This is a genomic window from Betaproteobacteria bacterium (assembly GCA_016709965.1).
Lineage (GTDB): Bacteria > Pseudomonadota > Gammaproteobacteria > Burkholderiales > Rhodocyclaceae > Azonexus > Azonexus amarohabitans.
Genome location: JADJLT010000001.1, coordinates 1,299,844 through 1,318,319 on the forward strand (window position 1 = coordinate 1,299,844; position 18,476 = coordinate 1,318,319).

Here is an 18,476-nt window from a genome sequence, read left to right on the forward strand (position 1 = left end):
TTCGTTGCCGTGCCGCGTCAGATTTTAGGGAGGGTGACGCCTTCTTGCCCCTGATACTTGCCGCCGCGGTCCTTGTATGAGGTTTCGCAAACCTCGTCAGCCTCGAAGAACAAAACCTGTGCACAACCTTCGCCAGCGTAAATCTTGGCCGGCAAGGGCGTGGTATTGGAAAATTCCAGGGTGACATGGCCTTCCCATTCCGGCTCGAACGGCGTCACATTGACGATGATGCCGCAACGGGCATAGGTGCTCTTGCCCAAACAAACGGTGAGGACCGAGCGCGGAATACGGAAATATTCCATGGTCCGGGCCAGTGCGAAGGAGTTCGGCGGAATGATGCAGACATCTGACTCGATTTCGACGAATGACTTCGGATCGAAATTCTTCGGATCGACCACGGTCGAGTTGATATTGGTGAACACCTTGAATTCGCGAGCGCAACGAATATCGTAGCCGTAGCTCGAAGTGCCATAGGATACGATTTTCTGACCATTGGCTTCGCGCACCAGCTCCGGCGAAAACGGCTCGATCATGCCGTGCTCTGCCGCCATGCGGCGTATCCACTTGTCTGATTTGATGGTCATTTTTTCGATCCCGCTCGACAAAAAGCAAAGGCGGGATTTTACCCGCCTTTATACCCGCCGATGTTTACTAAGTTTGCAAAAAATCAGGTGTTCTGGACAACGATATTGGGGAACTTGGACGTCATGTCCTTCGCCTTCTCGCCGATCTTGATTGCGACACGACGGGCGATGCCGCGATAGATGTCGGCAACGCGCGAATCCGGCGCACCGACCACGCTGGGCTTGCCACCGTCGGCCATCTCGCGAATCGACAGTTCCAGCGGCAAACTGCCGAGAAATTCGACATCGTAGTCGGCACACATTTTCTCGCCGCCACCCTGTCCGAAGATGTGCTCTTCGTGGCCACATTTAGAGCAAATATGAATGCTCATGTTTTCAACGATGCCGATAATCGGAATATTCACCTTCTCGAACATCTTCAGACCCTTGCGTGCGTCGATCAAGGCGATGTCCTGTGGCGTGGTCACAATCACGGCACCCGTCACTGGCACCTTCTGCGCCAGCGACAACTGGATGTCGCCGGTACCCGGCGGCATGTCGACGATCAGGTAATCGACATCATGCCAATTGGTCTGGCCAAGCAACTGATCAAGGGCTTGGGACACCATCGGGCCACGCCAGACCATCGGTGTTTCGACATCGACCATGAAACCGATTGACATGGCCTGCACGCCATACGCCTCCAGCGGCTCCATGCTCTGGCCATCCTTGGACTCCGGCTGCCGTCCAGCCAAGCCCAGCATTTGCGGCTGCGACGGCCCGTAAATATCCGCATCCAGAATGCCGACGCGGGCCCCCTCTTGCGCCAGCGCCAGCGCCAGATTGACCGCTGTCGTGCTCTTGCCGACACCACCCTTGCCCGAAGCAACGGCGATGATGTTCTTGACGCCCGGTAGCAGCTTGACCCCAAGCTGTACCGAGTGCGCGACGATTTTGCTGAATACGTTGGCCGACACATTGCCAACCCCGGGCAGTGTGCGAACGGCGTCTACGACCAATTTGCGGATTACATCGATCTGGCTTTTTGCCGGATAGGCAAGCTCAATGTCGAAAGAAACATCGCCGCCATCGATCTTGATGTTTTTCACCGCCCGGCCAGCGACGAAATCCTTGCCAGTGTTTGGATCGACCGCAGTAGAAAGCGCAGCCTTGATTTGCTGTTCTGAGAGACTCATGAAAACTCCGGTTTGAGGTGACAGCCGGGCAATACCCGAGCGATTTTGTACAGTATACCCCAAAGCCGGCGCTGAAATCAGCCTTGCTGAACGGTATCCAGTCGGTAACCCTGCCCGTATACGGACGACAACATCAGGCCACTTTCCCCTGCCAGCCCCAGTTTCTTGCGCAGGCGGCTGGCGTGCGTATCCACCGTACGCGTATCGACACCGGCATCACGCACCCAGACGCTGGTCAGCAACTCATCCCGCGACAGCACTCGCCCGATATTGCGCAGCAATATCAACGCCAGCTCGTATTCGCGCTGAGTCAGATCGACATCGTTACCCGATAGCCTTATGCGTCGCCCTTCGAGATCAATCTCGATGTTGCCGTACTGCAGGGTTGCCGGTTTCGGCTTGCGACGGCGCAATAGCGCGTGAACTCGTGCCATGAATTCCATGTAGCGAATGGGCTTGAGAATATAGTCATCGGCGCCAAGACGCAGAATGTCCGACGCGGCATCTTCCTCGGTACGACCGGTACAAAAAACCACCGGAACGTCCCACCCGCAATGCTCGCGAACATATTTGAGCACCTCATCGCCGCCGATGTCGGGAAGATTCCAATCGATGATGAAAAAATCGAAATTGCGGGTTTTCAGCGCCTCGATGCAAGCCTTCCCCTCCGGAAATATCTCAACCTGATATCCCTCGCTCTTGAGAAGCGCCTTGAGTACTTCGGCTTGGCTTCGACTGTCCTCTACTACCGCAAAAATCATAGTTCCTCCATATTCGCGGCGAATTCTGCGCCCTTCATAAGGGTTCGGCAATGACCAATGAATTGCTTTTTACCAACGATCACACTGGTTTACGTTCTGTAACAATTGAAAACACGACGAACTGATGGGGATTTCCGAAGCCCCGCTTTGCCTCCTCGCGGTAAAATCGCGTTTTACCTTTCAAGCACCGGCCCTCATGTCGCGCAAAATCCTCGTCACCTCCGCCCTCCCCTACGCCAACGGCGCCATTCACCTCGGTCATCTTGTCGAATATATCCAGACCGATATCTGGGTGCGATTCCAGAAAATGTCCGGCAACGAATGCTGGTACGTTTGCGCCGACGATACGCACGGTACGCCGATCATGTTGCGTGCCGAGAAGGAAGGGATCACCCCGGAACAACTGATCGCCCGCGTGCATGACGAGCACCACCGTGATTTTTCGGGTTTCCACGTCGGCTTCGACAATTACTACAGCACGCATTCCGACGAAACCCGCGATTGCGCCAACGACATTTACCTGAAGCTTCGCGCCGCCGGCCTGATCGAGACGCGGACCATCGAACAGTATTACGATCCGATCAAGCAACTTTTTCTGCCTGATCGTTTCATCAAGGGCGAGTGCCCAAAGTGCGGCGCCAAGGATCAATACGGCGACAACTGCGAGTCCTGCGGTGCCGCCTATGCGCCAACCGACCTGAAAGAGCCCTACTCGGCCATCTCCGGCGCCAAGCCGGAACTGCGCACCTCGGAACACTACTTCTTCAAGCTTTCCGATCCGCGCTGCGAGTCCTTCCTGCGCCAATACACCAGTCGCGAAAACGGCGTGCTGCAAAACGAAGCCGCCAACAAGATGCAGGAATGGCTCGGCGCACCGGGTGAAAACAAGCTGACCGACTGGGACATTTCGCGCGACGCGCCCTATTTCGGCTTCGAAATCCCGGACGCACCCGGCAAGTACTTCTACGTCTGGCTCGACGCACCGATCGGCTACATGGGCTCCTTCAAGAACCTGTGCAGCAAGAACGGCCTCGACTTCAACGAATACTTCAAGGCGGATTCCAGCACCGAGCTATATCACTTCATCGGCAAGGACATCCTCTACTTCCATGCACTGTTCTGGCCGGCTGAACTCGAGCATGCCGGCTATCGGACACCCACCAAAATTTTCGCGCATGGCTTTCTCACGGTCGACGGCGCAAAGATGTCGAAATCGCGAGGCACCTTCATCACCGCGCAGAGCTATCTCGACACCGGCCTCAACCCGGAATGGCTGCGCTACTACTACGCTGCCAAGCTGTCGGCAACCATGGAAGACATCGATCTCAATCTGGAAGACTTCTCCGCCCGCGTCAATTCCGATCTGGTCGGCAAATACGTCAACATCGCCAGCCGCTCGGCCGGGTTCATCAGCAAGCGTTTCAATGGCCAATTGGCCCCGGCGGCAGCTGAGCTGCCAGCCATCAAAGGCATTCAGGAAGCCGCCGGCCACCTGGCCGAACTGTACGAAGCGCGCGAATTCGGCAAAGCCATGCGTGAAATCATGGCACTGACCGATGCCGCCAACCAGTACGTCGATAGCGTCAAGCCGTGGGAACTGGCCAAGCAGGAAGGTCGGGAACTTGAACTGCACGCCGCCTGCAGCAACGCACTGAACCTGTTCCGCCTGCTGACAGTGTTGCTGAAGCCTATTCTGCCGGTGCTGGCGACCCGGGTTGAGCAATTCCTCAATGTCGCACCACTCACTTGGAACGATACGAAATCCCTGCTGGCCGCTGGCCACGGCATCAACCCCTACGAACACCTGATGACCCGCGTTGATCCCAAGCTGATCGAAAAGCTGGTCGAAGCCAACAGGGAATCCCTGGCCCCGACGCAGGAGCAACAGTCACCACAGCGGCACGCAGAACATCAGCAAAACGAGGTAAACGCCGAAAGCCCCTGGGAGCCGTTCTGCAACATCGACGACTTCATGAAAGTGGATTTGCGCATCGTCCGCATCGCCAACGCCGAACAGGTTGACGGTGCTGACAAGCTGGTTCGCCTGACGCTGGACGTCGGCAATAACGAAACGCGCAATGTGTTTGCCGGCATCAAGGCCGCCTACGATCCCGCCCAATTGATTGGCCGCCTGACCGTGATGGTTGCCAACCTCGCCCCCCGCAAGATGAAGTTCGGGATGTCAGAGGGCATGGTTTTGGCAGCCTCCGACACCACCGGCAGTGCCCCGGGCATCTTCCTGCTATCGCCGGACTCCGGCGCGCAACCCGGTATGCGCGTCAAATAAGCCAATGCGAGTGGCAACGGCTGGAAACACAGGCCGTTGCTTGCTGCAACGCAACAATCCGGGGTCTGAAGTTCAAGTATTACTTTAACTAAACACCCCAATCTAACTACAGGGTTTAGGCTTTTCAATCTATCCACAAAATCTGTGGATAACTCTGTGAATGAATCAATGAGCAAGGCGCTAAGTGACCGTTCCACAAGGATTTTCCTTACCCTGCCTGAAACTTGAGCTATCTTATAACTCATTGATTTTAAAGAAAACTGGCCTCGCCGAAACGATATAACAAATTTACCAACGCGAAATCGCAGCGGTGGCCACATTCGATTTACTACTGTGTATAAGTAATGGTCTTGACATTCAGCTTGTCAAGACTTTTTGAATAAAATCTGAAAACGCTGCCAAACACGGCCAAATTGATGATCAACACCTCAAATCGCCCGCCTCGCCCCAATTTAACCGGCCCGATCTTTCTCTACGCGCTGGCCGATGTCTTCGGCCTTGCTTGTGTCGGCATTGGTGCGAGCTGGTTTGTTGCCGGCAAGGGCGCAATCATTGCCAACTTTCCAACATCGGTCGCGGAAGCTGTCGCCTGCACGGCGGGCGGCGCTGCTGTCATGCTATGGGCGGTCAGTCGAATTTTGCGCGAGTTAGCCAAGCAAGGCCCAAAAATGCAGGCGCGCTACGACGCCTATATCGCTGCACACCATCCGGACAAGATGCGCAAAACCGACGACGACCAGGCTTAGTCGTCCGCCTTGCCCGTGGGCTTGAGCCATGCGGGCAGCTCACGGTTGCCGGCATTGTCGATGATGTACTGACGCACCAGTCGACGGACGACTTGCGAAGACGTCAGATCCTTCTCGGCACAAATTTCCTCGAAAATTTTCTTCTTCTGCGGATCGATCAGAATGGTCAAACGCGCGGTACGGTTCTCCATGGGTCACTCTTTTTTGATTCGTGGCGAATTATATTAACATGTGATTAACATTGACGATTAATCTAGCACTCATATAATGCTTCGCTTACCCACCGAGCACACGCCATGAAATTTGCCTTCCACCCCAAGTTGCTGGATTGCCTGCCTAGCTACAATCGTGCGCAATTCGGCAATGACATGGCGGCGGGGATCACTGTTGGCGTACTGGCCCTGCCATTGGCCATGGCCTTCGCCATCGCTTCCGGTTGCTCGCCGACGGCCGGCATCTGGACCGCCATCGTGGCCGGCCTGATCATTTCCGCACTGGGCGGCTCGCGGGTGCAGATCGGCGGCCCGACGGGCGCCTTCATTCCAATCATTTATGGCATTGTCGCCATCAACGGCTTCAACAATCTGCTTGGCGCGACCATGCTGGCCGGCATCTTTCTGCTGGCCATGGGTCTGGCCCGAATGGGGCAGTTGATCCGCTTCATCCCCGTCACCGTTGTCATCGGCTTTACCAACGGCATTGCGGTGGTCATCTTTCTCGCCCAGATCAAGGATTTCTTCGGCCTGCAGATCGACAGCCTGCCGGCCGAGTTCTTTGCCCGCATCAATATGCTGGCAGCCCACGCCGATACCGTCGACCTGCCCACCCTGGGTCTGGCCAGCGCCTGTTTTGCCCTCCTGCTGTCCTACAACGGACTGGCGCAGCGATTTCCACTATTGCGCCGCGCCCCCGGGCCGCTGGTCGTGCTGATCGCCGGCACGCTGCTGTCTTTCCTGCTCGGCCTGCCAGTGGAAACCATCGGTAGCCGCTTTCATGGCATTCCGCAGGAACTCCCCAATTTTGGGCTGCCCGACCTGTCGATCCACGATTTTGGCAAGCTGATCTCACCCGCCATCACCATTGCCCTGCTCGGCGCCATCGAGTCCCTGCTCTCGGCCCGCGTCGCCGACAGCCAGATCGATGACCGCCACGATCCCAATCAGGAACTCGTGGCCCAGGGATTAGCCAATATCGTCGCCCCCCTCTTCGGCGGCTTTGCCGCCACTGGCGCCATTGCCCGGACGACAACCAACGTCAAGAGCGGCGGGCGAACGCCGGTAGCCGGCATTATCCATGCCTTCGTGCTGCTCGGCGTCGTGCTGATCGCCGCGCCGCTCGCCTCCTACGTCCCCCTCGCCACGCTGTCAGCCATTGTCATGGTGGTCGCCATCAATATGGGCGAATGGCACCAGTTTCTCGAACTGCGCCGTTACTCCTACAACTACCGCGCCGTCCTGCTCAGCACCTTCCTGGTCACAGTGCTCTTTGATCTGACCATCGCGGTCGAACTCGGCATGGTGCTGGCCAGCCTATTCTTCATTTACCGCATGTCGGAACTGACCAGGATCGAACGCCTGCCGCTGAGCGAAGAAGCCGACGAACCCGCTTTCCTCTATCCGGACGGCACGATGCGCGTCGCGGCATGGCAACTCTTCGGCTCGCTGTTCTTCGGTGCGGTCAATAAACTGGAAGAGCTGCTCGATCCCCGCGAAGGTCATCCGGAAGTCGTCATCCTCGACATGACGCGCCTGATCCAGCTTGACACCACCGGTCTGGAAGGCCTGGAAAACCTCCGCGACAAACTCGGCAAGCGCGGCTGCACCTTGCTCGTCTGCGGGCTTAATTCACAACCCGGCTCGCTGCTCTATCGCTCGGGCTTCATCGATCATCTGGGCGACGAAAACATCTGCCTGGACCTCACCGAGGCCCTGAAACGCGCCTACGTCCTGCTACCCAATCTGATGGGCGGCTTTGAAGAAGATTACTGAAAAGGAAACACCATGAGCGGCTTGCCGAACTGTCCAAAATGCAAATCGGAATACACCTACGAGGACGGCAACAACTACGTCTGCCCGGAATGCGCCCATGAGTGGAGCAAGGATGCGACCGAGGGCACCGATGAAAAACGCGTCTGGAAGGATGCCAACGGCAACGAACTACAGGATGGCGACAGCGTCACCGTCATCAAGGACCTGAAAATCAAAGGCTCCTCATCGGTCGTCAAAGTCGGCACCAAAGTCAAAAATATTCGTCTGGTCGACGGCGACCACGACATCGACTGCAAAATTGACGGCATCGGCGCCATGCAGTTGAAGTCAGAGTTCGTCAAAAAGGCCTGATTTCAGACGCACAAACCGGTTGACCAGACTGCCACGGTCAACCGGAAAAAATGGCCAAAATTGAAATCTTCAGAATCGCTGTTTTCGCGACCTTTTACTGCCGCAAGCCAGCCACCCAGACTTCCGCCGCCGGTCTGACAATTTCAATCCACGGTCCGGGATAAATACCGATGCCGGCGATCATGATGATCAGTGCCACCAGCACCACCCACTCGCGCGGACGCAGATCGCTCGCTTCGGCAACGGCTGGCCGTGACACCGGGCCAAAGAATGCTTTTCGATAGAGCGACAGAAAGCCACCGGCCGCTATCGACAGTCCGAACAAGGCCGCCATGCCGGCCCCCGTATGGGTTTGCAGCGCGGCGATGATGAGCAGGAATTCACCGGGGAAGCTGCTGGTTCCCGGCATGCCGACGCCGGCCAGTCCGCAGATAAGGAAGCCGGTGGCCAGTAGCGGCATCGTCCGGACCGCCCCGCCCAGGGCGTGGATATCGGTCGAACCGGTACGTTGGCGCAAAAATTCGAGCAGGATGAAAGCGCCGCCGGTCGCCACCGAGAAACTGAGCAGCAGCGACACCGTCCCCTGCGCCGCTTGCGCGGTAAACGAAGCCAGCCCGAGTACCGCCAGACCGACGTGGCAGATACTGGCGTAAGCCAGACCGACGCGCAGATTGGTCTGCGCCAGCATGCCAACCGCCCCGTAAAGAATGGCCACCGTACCAAGCCCGGCCAGCAACCAGTGCATGTCGAGGGCTGCCTCTGGTGCCAGCGGTATGGCAAAGCGGATCAAGCCGAAGGCCCCGAGTTTGAGGCCAACCAACAGTGCCGTCAGCGAACCGGGCGCCGCCAGCGAAAACTGCGGCAGCCAGGTATGCAGCGGCACCAGCGGCACTTTAATACCGAAGCCAATCAGGAAAAGCAGAAAAACCGTCGTTTGCATCGAGCGCGGCAGCGGGCTGCCAAGCAGAACCATCAAATCGAAGGTCGGCACCGACTGGCCGGCAGCAAGAATCACGAAGGCCAGCAGCAACGGAATGCCACCAGCCAGCATCATCAGAAAATAACGCGCTGCTGCCTGGCTGCTACTGCTGCTCACCCCCCAGCGGCCAAGCAGGAAATACAGCGGGACCAGGGTCAGCTCCCAGAAAACAAAAAAGAGCACCGTATCCAGCGCGCAAAAAATACCCAGCGTCGCCATCTGCAGCAGCAACAGCAAGCTGTAATGCAGGCGAGGCGCATCTTCGACTGCGTTCCAGCAGGCCACCAGAGAACCCAGAAACAGCAAGGCTGTGGCCGGCAAAAAGAGGACTGAAATACCATCAACACCGAGCAGATAATCCACGTGGAGGCTGGATATCCACCCCACCCGTTCGATCATCTGGAAGCGCGGTCCCGGTGGTTCGTAGGCAAGCAGCACCGCAGTCGCCAGCAGCAGGGTGACGAGCATGGCAAAGGCCACAACATGGCGCGCCGCGCGAGCGGGCAACAGCCAGATGGCCACAACGCCAGCCAGCGGCGTCAACACAAGGAGGGAGAGTAGCGGCAAGCTCATCGCGCAAACCTCGCAGCCGCTGCCTGGCTGGCCGTTTCCGTCAGATACAACCAGGGCTCGGTAAAGAAGCCGATGGCGAGCAGGGCGGTCAGCGCGACCCCACAGACCAGATACTCCATGATCAGGGTTTTATCGACATCATGGCCACCCGCCTTGGCCTGCGACAAGAAGGCTTTCTGAAACGCCCAGAGCAGAAAGCCGGCCGCCGCCACGTTGCCGAGCGCCGTCGCCACCGTGGACAGGGCACCGAACTTGTCGATGGAGGCCTCCAGCACGAGGTGTGCCGCGTCAAAACCCGGCGTACCCGGCATGCCGACGATGGCTAGACCGAAAATCAGGAAGGCAATGGCCAAAAAAGGAATTCGTTCGAACAGGCCAGAGAGCTCGTGCAACTCGGTCGTGCCGGTACGCCGGAAGACGAACCCGACGATGAACCACATACCGGTCACCGCCAGACCGAAGTTTGCCGCCAGCAGCACAGCGCCCTGAATGCCCGATTCATGCAGGCTGAACAGGCCGATGATCAGCAGGCTGGTGTGGCTGACCACGGCGAAAGCCAGCAGGCGGCGCAAATTTGACTGCTGGAAAGCGAGTGCGGCGGTGAAAAAAACCCCCGCCATGGCAAAGCCGACAACGTAGGGCTGCCAGTATTCGACAGCATCCGGGGTCAGCGGCAGGACAAAACGCAGCATGCCGTAAATCCCCACCTTGACGCCGACCATTAGCGCCGGCCCTACCGCGATCAGGCCGTGCTGCGCCATGTTGGGCAGCCAGCCATGCAGCGGGAAGAGCGGCGTGCGCACGGCCAGTCCGTAAAAGAGCAGGTAGAAGGCCGCCATCTGGAACTTGCCGACCGGGATAGCGCCGACCAGATCGAAGAGATCGAAGCTCCACCGCCCGCCGGTCGCTTCGGCATGCCCCCAGCCGAGCACCAGACAACCGGCCGCGAAAAGCGCCCAGCCAAAAGCCTGATACTGGACAAAGCGGGCCAGCGCATGAATCTCCGCCCGCGACGACGCCCAGCGCCGCAGCAGATAAACCACGGCCCACAGCTCAAGGGCAGAAAACGCCGCAAACCACGCCACGTTCATCGTCACCAGCATGCCGACCAACCCGGTTTCAGCCAGCAGCAGCACGGCAAACAATCGACCCGGCGAGATCATGCCGCGACTCATGCCGTACAAGGTCATCAGCCAGGTGAGCAGCGCGGCGACCAGCAAAAAGAGCAGACTGATGCCATCGACCGCGACATGGTAGGCCAGCGGCTCGAAGCGTTCAGCCAGTTGCAGCGATGGCAACGTGGGGTTGATGTGGCTGACCGCCACGATGCAGAGCACGAGTTCCGCCAGCGCAAAGAGCTTGCCGGCAATCACGGCGGTCGCCCGCTCATTGAAGGCATACACCACGGCGGCGCCAAACAGCGGCAGCAATTGCAGCCACAGCACCAGCGGCAGCTCGGCCTGCTCGTTCCAGAAAATTTCAGTCAGGCCGCCGGTCACAGGATCACCACGAAAGTCGCCATCACCGCCATCATCAGGTAGCGCGGCTGTTCGAGCAGATTTTCCAGCGTCCGCAGGTAGGCGCCGGTCCGGTGCATCAGCTTTTCGGCCGCTCCGCCCTTGCCGCGCAATTGCAGGCGGTATTCGATGTGTTGCAGCACATCGGAAACACTGGCCAGCAGCCGCCCCGGCAAGCCGTCAGCAAGCACCAGCGGGCGATCGGCATGGATAGCCTTGCCCTGCCCCGGCTGGCCAATGGCGTGGTCGATGAAATGCTCCTCCAGCGCCCGTATGTCACGGGCAAAAGAGAGGGTGGGCTCAACGAGCAGGGTATGCGACAGTTTGTCCAGCCAGAAACGTTGCAGGGCAATGGTGTACAGCAATTGGTTATTGCGCAGCCAGGCCGGCGGCGGTGGCGGCCGTTCGCGGGTAATGACCAGCCATGAGGGCGCAAGCAGGAATTGCCAGGCCCGCCAGCCGGCATGCAGGCAAAGATGCACCAGCGCCAGCGTCGTCCAGCCCAGACCGATGGCGACAAACATCAGCGATACCTGGAAGACGGTGGCAAAGATCAAAGCCGATTTCACATCGGTCTGCACCAGGCCGCACAGCCAAGCGTAGATTGCCGTCAGCGCGCCGGCAATGACCAGCCCGAACATGACGTCCGGCACATGGACGAGCAGCGGTTCGAGGCGCAGCATCAGGTAGACGCCGGCATGCACCATGACCGCGCCGTAGAAGATGGCAGATGACGGGGTCGGGCCCTCCAGCGACTTGGTGATCCAAGCCGAGAATGGCAATTGTGCCGACTTGGCCAGGGCAGCGATGACGAAACCGATGACCAGCATGCGGTCATTCACGACACTGATCTGCGAAGCCTTGGACAGCGCCGTCCATTCAAACCCGCCGAGCCAGGTGGCCGCCAGGCCGAGGGCGAGCAGGAATCCGGCATCGCCGCCGCGATTGGTGACGAACGCAAACAAGGCGTTGCCGGTCGCCACCGGCCGATGCCAGGCATAGCCGATGAGCAAAAAGGATGAGACACCGCACATCTCCCAGCCAACAAAGGCAAGCAGCCCGTTACCGGCAAGCAACACGAGCTGGATGCCGGCCAGGAAAAAACTGATGGCCATGAAAAACCGATGGAAGCCCGCCTCGCGATGCAGATAATTGGCGGAGAAGCGGATGACCAGCCAGCCGATCAGCGCCGTTAGCGTACCGAGCGTCAGTGACAGGGGATCGAGCATGAATGAAAAACTCGCCTCCCAGTTGCCGCTGCCGAACCAGTGCCCCAAGCGGCGATGGCCGGGCGCGCCATGGGTTAGCGCCAGCCCGTCAATCGCCACCAGCAGCACCAGGCCGCCAAAGGCTGCGAGCGAGGACAACCGTGCCGTCAGCGGCTCGGCGGCATCCCCCCTGGCGCGGCCGAGCAGGACGCGTGCGCCATTGACGATAACGGCAAACAAGGGCAGCGCCGGCACCAACCAGACCCACGCGGGCAACTGTTCGAGCAGGATCATCATGCGACACCACCGAGAATGATGGCCGGGGCCAGCGGCGCCGATTCACCGGCAAACCAGTCGGCCGAATGCGCTACCTGCGGCAGAACGGACTTGCCCGACCACGGCAGCCAGCCGCGCCGCGGACAGTAACGCGCGATCGCTGCGGTCGACGGAGATTTTGCGGCCAAAATAATCCATTCGTTGTTGATCAATTCCTGCAATGGCGGCTGTCGCTGCAGGATCACCGTCAGTACCGCCGGTGTCTGTTCGACCACCACCAGCAAGCGCATCGGTTCGTGAATTTCGACCATCTGCCAGGGCAATCCGGTACGCAAGTCGGAATCGGCGCCTTCCATGACACCGAACAGTCCGGTGATGTTATGGGTGATTTTGGAACCACAGCCAAAACGCTCGTTGTCAACGGTCGAAAAATAATATTCGAGCGCGATGCCGGCACCGACCGGTCCCGCCGCCAGCAGAATGCCTTCGACAATCCGGCCGTCATCGTCGCTGGCCGGGTCATACGAAATCAGGAAGACCCGACGGTCGAGGAATAGTCCGCGACTCATGTCACGGCGCCCGATGAAGGCAGCGGCATTGGTGGCGTGTCCCAGCTCCGGCCGCGCCTGAGAAATATCATTGGCACGGCCGACGACGTGCTGGCGCGCTTTCCAGGGCAGCGGGTGGATTGGCGCCGAGGCCAGCCGGCGGCAGCGTTCGGCGGCATGCGCCCGGCAGGCTTCGCTCAACTGCGTAACCAGCTTGTCGAGCCCCTGCTGAAAGGCTTCGGGCACGGCCTCGAGGTCGTACCACTCGATCCCGTCATCGCAGGTATTGTGTTCCGCCGCGATGAACCAGCAGGTGTCGGGGATGACCAAACCACGCTTGGCCAGCCCGCATCTGACTTCGCTGCGATTGGCCATGGCCGCGAAAACCCGGGCATTCGGCCCGCCATGCTTGCCGGAACAGGCGCCACAGTCGTAGGCCGACATATGCGGATTGTTCTGACTGCCCGAACCGTGGCCGAACATCAGCACCAGCGGCGCAAAATTGGACGTCAGACCGATCATGCGCAGGAAAGCGTCGACCCCGTCGATCTGCTCAGCCTCGCTCAGGCCTAGCTGCGGCTCGTCGGGCGTCGCATCGGTCGGCTGCCCGGCGGTCAGACCCAGCCGGGTTGGCACCCGGCCATCGTATTGCTCGCGCCAGCGCCGTGCTGTCTCGCCAAACCAGGCCGGCGCCACCGTCACGGCAGCCAGCGAGGCCAGCGCGGGCAAGGCCCCCAGTGCTGTCAGCAAGGGGCCGGCGACGGACCGCCGACGGGTGGCCTGATAAAACTCCTCGCGCCAGCGCAGGCGGCCTTCCCGGCGCGCGGCGCGCCTGCCTTGCCGGGCTTCCATCCCGACTTCGGGCAATTCGCGCACCAGTTGCGTCGGCTGCACAACCACCGGACAGAGCGCGGACATCTCCGTATCATCCAGCCCCTGCCAGTAGATCGGCACGCCAAAAAATCCGGCGGCGCCGTAGGTGGCGATGGTCGGTGCAATTTCCTCCAGATGCCGGCGGGTGCCCTCTTCGCGATCGTCCATGCACATGACAACCTGCGCCGATGGCTGGGCCGGTGCCGATTGACGCGGATGGTTGGCGGTCAACGCCGAGAACAGCTGCTCCCGGTAGTGACGTTCATAGGCGAGCAGCCATATCTGGCCACGCGCCATCGGGGACAGACTGTTCGCGCAGTCGCGCAAGGCCTGAAGGTCATCCGTACCTAGCGTCTCGACATCCGCCAGGGTCATGCCCAGTTGCCAGCTCAGGGCGGCAAGTTGCCAGGCGTTACCGTTGGCATCACTGCCCGCCATCAGCGGTGCGATCTCTTCTGCCAAGCGATGCCAGTCGCCGGCATCGACATGGCTGCCGCGGGCCAGATCGACCAGATGGGCGGCCCGGTGCTGCAATTCTTCCGGCAACCAGGGCTGGTGCAAGGCGTCGCGAACCAGAAACTCATCCGGCCGCGCCGAGAAATATCCACCCAGCTCATTCAGGGTCATCGGGCCGCCGCTCAGGCGACGCAAAAGATCGTCGGTGAGCAGGCGCTCCAGCAAAACGCGCACGGTCAGGTAATCCAGCATGGCCACCGGCGTACCGTCGCCGCGCCCCGGATTGCGGTCGCGCCACAGGAACATGCCGGACCAGCCGGGCAACTCCATGCTCAGACGCTCCAGATAGCCGTACCACTGACTCTCATCGGGCAGCAGCCTGGGCAGCTCTTCGAGCAGCACATCGACCGGGTTGTTGGGCATGTGGAGGATTTCATCGCGCACATTCGGCAACTCGTCCATTTCCCAGGCCATATCGAAGCCGGCGCTGGCTCGCCAGGCGGCAAAGAAGCCTTGCCCCTGCGCCGGATTTCGCCAGGCAGCAACGCCAAGGTCGAGATGCGCCGCCAGATGGCGCTGCAGGATGCTGCGCGCACTTTCCAGCACATCCTCCCCGCTGAGGTATTCGAGCAAGCTGCGCCAGGTCCAGCCCCGGCCGACCCGAGCCCGCAACTCGTCACAGCGGGTGCGTGCCTGCTGCTGCCAGGTCCCGGCATGGGTCGCATCACGCGGTACAGCCGTAGCGGCGATTCCCGCGGTCAACCGGAAAAAATGGCGAAAAATCAAATTTTTGGTGAGGTCGGTTTCACGGAGCAGCCAGCTCTGGCGATGAACCTCCGGCACATCCATGCCGACACTCAGGCTGGCCAGCAAAATATCGCGCCGGGTCAGAGTGCGCAGCAGCGGCGCATCGAGGTTGGCGACAGCGTGGTCGTCCAGCGCGGCGGACAAGTCATCGATACTGATCCGCCCGGCGGCCAGACAGTCGCGAAATTTCGACTCCGACCAGTGGGTTGCTGCCCCGTTCAGCGCCTGAGCCGCCGCCAGCGCTTCGGTAAAGGGTAGATGCTGGAAACCGTGCAGGGTATTGTGATGCACAAAATCCCGTATCGGCGCCTGCGCCGGCAGTACATGCGTAAGATGCTCGACCCAGTAGGCCAGGCGTTCGCGGATGGGTAGTTCGTGCTCGGCGCTCATCCTACGCTCCGAACAATCCGGCCACCCGGCCTACGCTGCCGGCCACCAAATCAAGCAAAGGCGCCGGCCAGACGCCCAGCACCACAATACCCGTGGCCAGCAAGCCGGCCGCCACCGCTTCGGTCCGGGTCATATCCGGCAAGTCCATACGCGGCCCCTTCAGGCACAGGCGCCCGATGACCCGCAAACTGTAGGCGGCGCCGATCAGCAGGGCCAGGCCGAGCAGAATCACCCAGGCGCCCCAGCGCGCATAGCCGCCAATCAGGACATGCAATTCGGCTATGAACCCGGCGCTGCCGGGCAGGCCAAGCGCCGCCAGAAAACCGAAGGCCACGAAGAAAGCGAAACGTGGCGCCTTGCCCGTGAGCGATCCATAATCCGCCAGATCGCGACTATGCGTGCGCTGATAAAGCAGCCCGACGACCAGAAACAGCGTGCCGGCCGTCAGCCCATGCGCCACCATCTGGACGACGGCGCCAGTCAGTCCGGTCACGTTCAGCGTGGCAATGCCGAGCAGCACAATCCCCATGTGCGAAATCGACGAGTAGGCGACCATCGCCTTCAAATCCTGCTGACGCCAGGCCAGAATGCCGCCGTAAAGCAGGCTGACGAAGGCCAGGATGGCCAACCAGTCCTGCGTCGCCAACAAGGCGGCCGGCAATGTCTCGGCCGCCCGAATCAAACCATAGGCCCCCATCTTGAGCAGGACACCGGAGAGCAGGATGGACACCGGGCTGGGCGCCTCGACGTGGGCCAGTGGCAGCCAGCCATGCAACGGGACCACCGGCATCTTGACGCCGAAGCCGATGAACAGGCCGGCGAAGATCAGCAGTTGCGTATTCAGCGGCAAACCACGGCCGCCTTCCGCCATGTCGGCCATCGCAAAACTGTGGCCCGGCGCCGCGTCATAGAGAAAGAGCAGCGCGACCAGCATGAAGACCGAACCGCCCAATGTATACAGGAAGAAATTCAGCGCCGCCCGCTGCCGATTCTGTCCGCCCAACCGGTCGATCAGGAAAAACAGCGGCAGCAACGTGGCTTCCCAGAACACATAGAACAGGGACCAGTCGCGCGCCGTGAATACACCGAACATGGCCGACTCAAGGAGCAAGACCAGCACGAAATAAAGTCGCGCCCCGGCCTCCATGCGGCGCGACATCAGCACGGCAATCAGTGACAGCAGGGCCGTCAATAGCACCATGGCCAATGAAATGCCATCGACACCCAGTGCAAAGTACGAACCAAGGCGCACGTTCCAGGGCCGGCTTTCAAACATCTGTACGGCGGCGCCAGCCGGCTCGAACTGGTCGGCCAGCCACAACGCATAACCCAACGTAGCCACCGAGAAAATCATCGCTACCTGCCACAAATACAGCGCGCGACGCACTGGTAGCACGGCCAGCAAAGCTGCCCCCGCCACCGGCAGAAAAACCAGCACCTTCAGCACGTTCCGGCCCCTCCGGCCATACGCTTTGAATTCATAATTATCATGTCGCGATTATGCCAGCGCCCCACCGCTTAAAGACAAGCGCAGGCCAAGACTTCGACGCAGCGCCAAAGCCCGCCAACCGGTTTGACACGACCAGCACGCTTGGTTAAATTGAACGTTTCCCCCAACCAAACATTATCAGGAGTTCCCCCATGGCCGTTCTCGTTGGCAAGCAAGCCCCGGATTTCACCGCCACCGCCGTTTATGGCAACAACGAAATCAAGGAACTGAAACTGTCCCAGTTCAAGGGCAAGCCCGTCGTTCTCTTTTTCTACCCGCTCGACTTCACCTTCGTCTGCCCGTCCGAACTGATCGCTTTCGATCATCGTCTGGAAGAATTTGCCCAGCGCGGCGTCGAAGTGATCGGTGTCTCCATCGACTCCCAGTTCACCCACCTGGCCTGGAAGAACACCACAGTCAAGGACGGTGGTATCGGCCAGGTTGGCTATCCGCTGGTTGCTGACGTCAAACACGACATCTGCCGCGCTTACGACGTCGAACTCGAAGCTGCTGGCGTTGCCCTGCGTGGCTCCTTCCTGATCGACAAGACCGGCGTGGTCATGCACCAAGTCGTCAACATGCTGCCGCTCGGCCGCAATATCGACGAAATGCTGCGCATGGTCGACGCCCTGCAATTCTTTGAAGAACACGGCGAAGTCTGCCCGGCGGGCTGGAACAAGGGCAAGCCCGGCATGGTTGCCTCGACCGAAGGTGTTGCTGCCTATCTGGCCAAAAACGCCAAAAAACTGTAATTCCGCCTCGCCCAATTTGCGGGCAAGTAAATAAAACCTCATGCTTTTCAAGCTGAGGTTTTTTTTATTGTTATTTAACCAAATATCAGGATAAAATTTGGTGAATTTGTAATTTCAGCAGGGACGAAAAATGGCCGACACCGAATATCTCAGCACCAGGCAAGCCGCTCTCCGCTTGGGCGTTTCCCTTGGCACCGTTCAGAACATGGTGGAAAGCGGGGCGCTCGAGGCATGGAAGACGGCTGGCGGACATCGCCGCATTCCCGCCACATCGGTCGATGCGCTGCTGGCTCGACGCCGCAACCTGACGCCCAGCGCCCTGGAGTCTGGGGGTCAACTCGACATTCTGATCGCTGAAGATGACTCGACGTTGCAAATGCTCTATCAGATGACCATCGAAAGCTGGAATCTGCCAATCAAGCTACGCGTTGTCGCCAACGGATTCGACGGCCTGTTGCAAGTCGGCCAGCGCCAGCCAGACATTCTGATCGCCGACTTGATGATGCCCGGCATGGATGGCTTCGAGATGATTCGCCGACTGCGCGCCAATTCAGATCTGGCTCGCATGGACATCATCGTGGTCAGCGCCATTGATCGTGAAGAGGTGATCAAACGCGGCCTGCCCACCGACATCACCATCTTCGGCAAGCCCATCCCCTTCCACGAAATCAAGGGCTTCCTGCTCGGCCGTCTGGCCGCCCGCCAGCGCCTGGGCA

Annotated in this window: 14 protein-coding genes and 1 pseudogene; 6 read left to right on the forward strand and 9 right to left on the reverse strand. The window is 59.7% G+C overall.

Annotated elements, in window-relative coordinates; translation table 11 throughout:
* Positions 1 to 17 precede the first annotated feature (17 nt).
* The 3 genes from IPJ12_06570 to IPJ12_06580 all read right to left on the reverse strand — a co-directional run bounded on the left by IPJ12_06570 (position 18) and on the right by IPJ12_06580 (position 2,520).
* Positions 18 to 584, reverse strand: coding sequence for a dCTP deaminase (locus tag IPJ12_06570; protein ID MBK7646815.1), 567 nt, complete (start codon positions 582 to 584; stop codon positions 18 to 20).
* Between the two features lie 83 nt (positions 585 to 667).
* The gene (gene apbC / locus IPJ12_06575; protein ID MBK7646816.1) at positions 668 to 1,759 is read right to left on the reverse strand and encodes an iron-sulfur cluster carrier protein ApbC; all 1,092 of its coding nucleotides are present in this window, start codon (positions 1,757 to 1,759) and stop codon (positions 668 to 670) included.
* Positions 1,760 to 1,836: 77 nt separating this feature from the next.
* Positions 1,837 to 2,520: a response regulator transcription factor gene (locus tag IPJ12_06580; protein ID MBK7646817.1), complete on the reverse strand. Its 684-nt coding sequence runs from the start codon at positions 2,518 to 2,520 to the stop codon at positions 1,837 to 1,839.
* Positions 2,521 to 2,716: 196 nt separating this feature from the next.
* On the opposite strand from IPJ12_06580, the gene metG reads away from it, so the two are divergent.
* Positions 2,717 to 4,807 (forward strand): methionine--tRNA ligase, encoded by a 2,091-nt coding sequence (gene metG / locus IPJ12_06585; GenBank protein MBK7646818.1) that lies wholly within the window; start codon positions 2,717 to 2,719, stop codon positions 4,805 to 4,807.
* Between the two features lie 416 nt (positions 4,808 to 5,223).
* On the forward strand, positions 5,224 to 5,553 hold the full coding sequence (locus IPJ12_06590) for a hypothetical protein (protein MBK7646819.1): 330 nt from the start codon (positions 5,224 to 5,226) through the stop codon (positions 5,551 to 5,553).
* On the opposite strand, the gene IPJ12_06595 is transcribed toward IPJ12_06590, so the two are convergent.
* Complete coding sequence (locus IPJ12_06595) at positions 5,550 to 5,744, reverse strand: CopG family transcriptional regulator (GenBank protein MBK7646820.1); 195 nt, start codon at positions 5,742 to 5,744, stop codon at positions 5,550 to 5,552. The genes IPJ12_06590 and IPJ12_06595 overlap by 4 nt on opposite strands.
* Positions 5,745 to 5,849: 105 nt before the next feature.
* Here IPJ12_06595 and IPJ12_06600 point away from each other — a divergent pair, with 105 nt between their 5' ends.
* Together IPJ12_06600 and IPJ12_06605 are read left to right on the forward strand one after the other, a co-directional pair.
* A complete protein-coding gene (locus tag IPJ12_06600; protein ID MBK7646821.1) occupies positions 5,850 to 7,541 on the forward strand; it encodes an STAS domain-containing protein in 1,692 nt (563 codons plus the stop codon).
* A 12-nt stretch (positions 7,542 to 7,553) separates the two neighbouring features.
* Positions 7,554 to 7,892: an alkylphosphonate utilization protein gene (locus tag IPJ12_06605; protein ID MBK7646822.1), complete on the forward strand. Its 339-nt coding sequence runs from the start codon at positions 7,554 to 7,556 to the stop codon at positions 7,890 to 7,892.
* 94 nt (positions 7,893 to 7,986) lie between these two features.
* Here IPJ12_06605 and IPJ12_06610 read toward each other — a convergent pair whose 3' ends face one another.
* Genes IPJ12_06610 through IPJ12_06630 form a run of 5 tightly spaced genes read right to left on the reverse strand, consistent with a single transcriptional unit; the run spans position 7,987 to position 16,966 of the window.
* Complete coding sequence (locus tag IPJ12_06610; protein MBK7646823.1) at positions 7,987 to 9,444, reverse strand: NADH-quinone oxidoreductase subunit M; 1,458 nt, start codon at positions 9,442 to 9,444, stop codon at positions 7,987 to 7,989.
* Positions 9,441 to 10,931, reverse strand: a complete 1,491-nt coding sequence (locus IPJ12_06615; protein ID MBK7646824.1) for an NADH-quinone oxidoreductase subunit M — start codon at positions 10,929 to 10,931, stop codon at positions 9,441 to 9,443. The genes IPJ12_06610 and IPJ12_06615 overlap by 4 nt, the downstream gene beginning before the upstream one ends.
* An 8-nt stretch (positions 10,932 to 10,939) precedes the next feature.
* Complete coding sequence (locus IPJ12_06620; protein ID MBK7646825.1) at positions 10,940 to 12,466, reverse strand: hypothetical protein; 1,527 nt, start codon at positions 12,464 to 12,466, stop codon at positions 10,940 to 10,942.
* Positions 12,463 to 15,519, reverse strand: coding sequence for a DUF2309 domain-containing protein (locus IPJ12_06625; protein MBK7646826.1), 3,057 nt, complete (start codon positions 15,517 to 15,519; stop codon positions 12,463 to 12,465). The genes IPJ12_06620 and IPJ12_06625 overlap by 4 nt, the downstream gene beginning before the upstream one ends.
* A 1-nt stretch (position 15,520) precedes the next feature.
* Positions 15,521 to 16,966 carry an NADH-quinone oxidoreductase subunit M gene (locus IPJ12_06630; protein ID MBK7646827.1) on the reverse strand — a complete coding sequence of 482 codons (1,446 nt, stop codon included), beginning with the start codon at positions 16,964 to 16,966 and terminating at the stop codon, positions 15,521 to 15,523.
* 194 nt (positions 16,967 to 17,160) lie between these two features.
* Here IPJ12_06630 and IPJ12_06635 point away from each other — a divergent pair, with 194 nt between their 5' ends.
* A complete protein-coding gene (locus IPJ12_06635) occupies positions 17,161 to 17,760 on the forward strand; it encodes a peroxiredoxin (protein ID MBK7646828.1) in 600 nt (199 codons plus the stop codon).
* Positions 17,761 to 17,890: 130 nt separating this feature from the next.
* Positions 17,891 to 18,469: pseudogene (locus IPJ12_06640) on the forward strand (response regulator).
* The last annotated feature ends 7 nt before the right edge of the window (positions 18,470 to 18,476 follow it).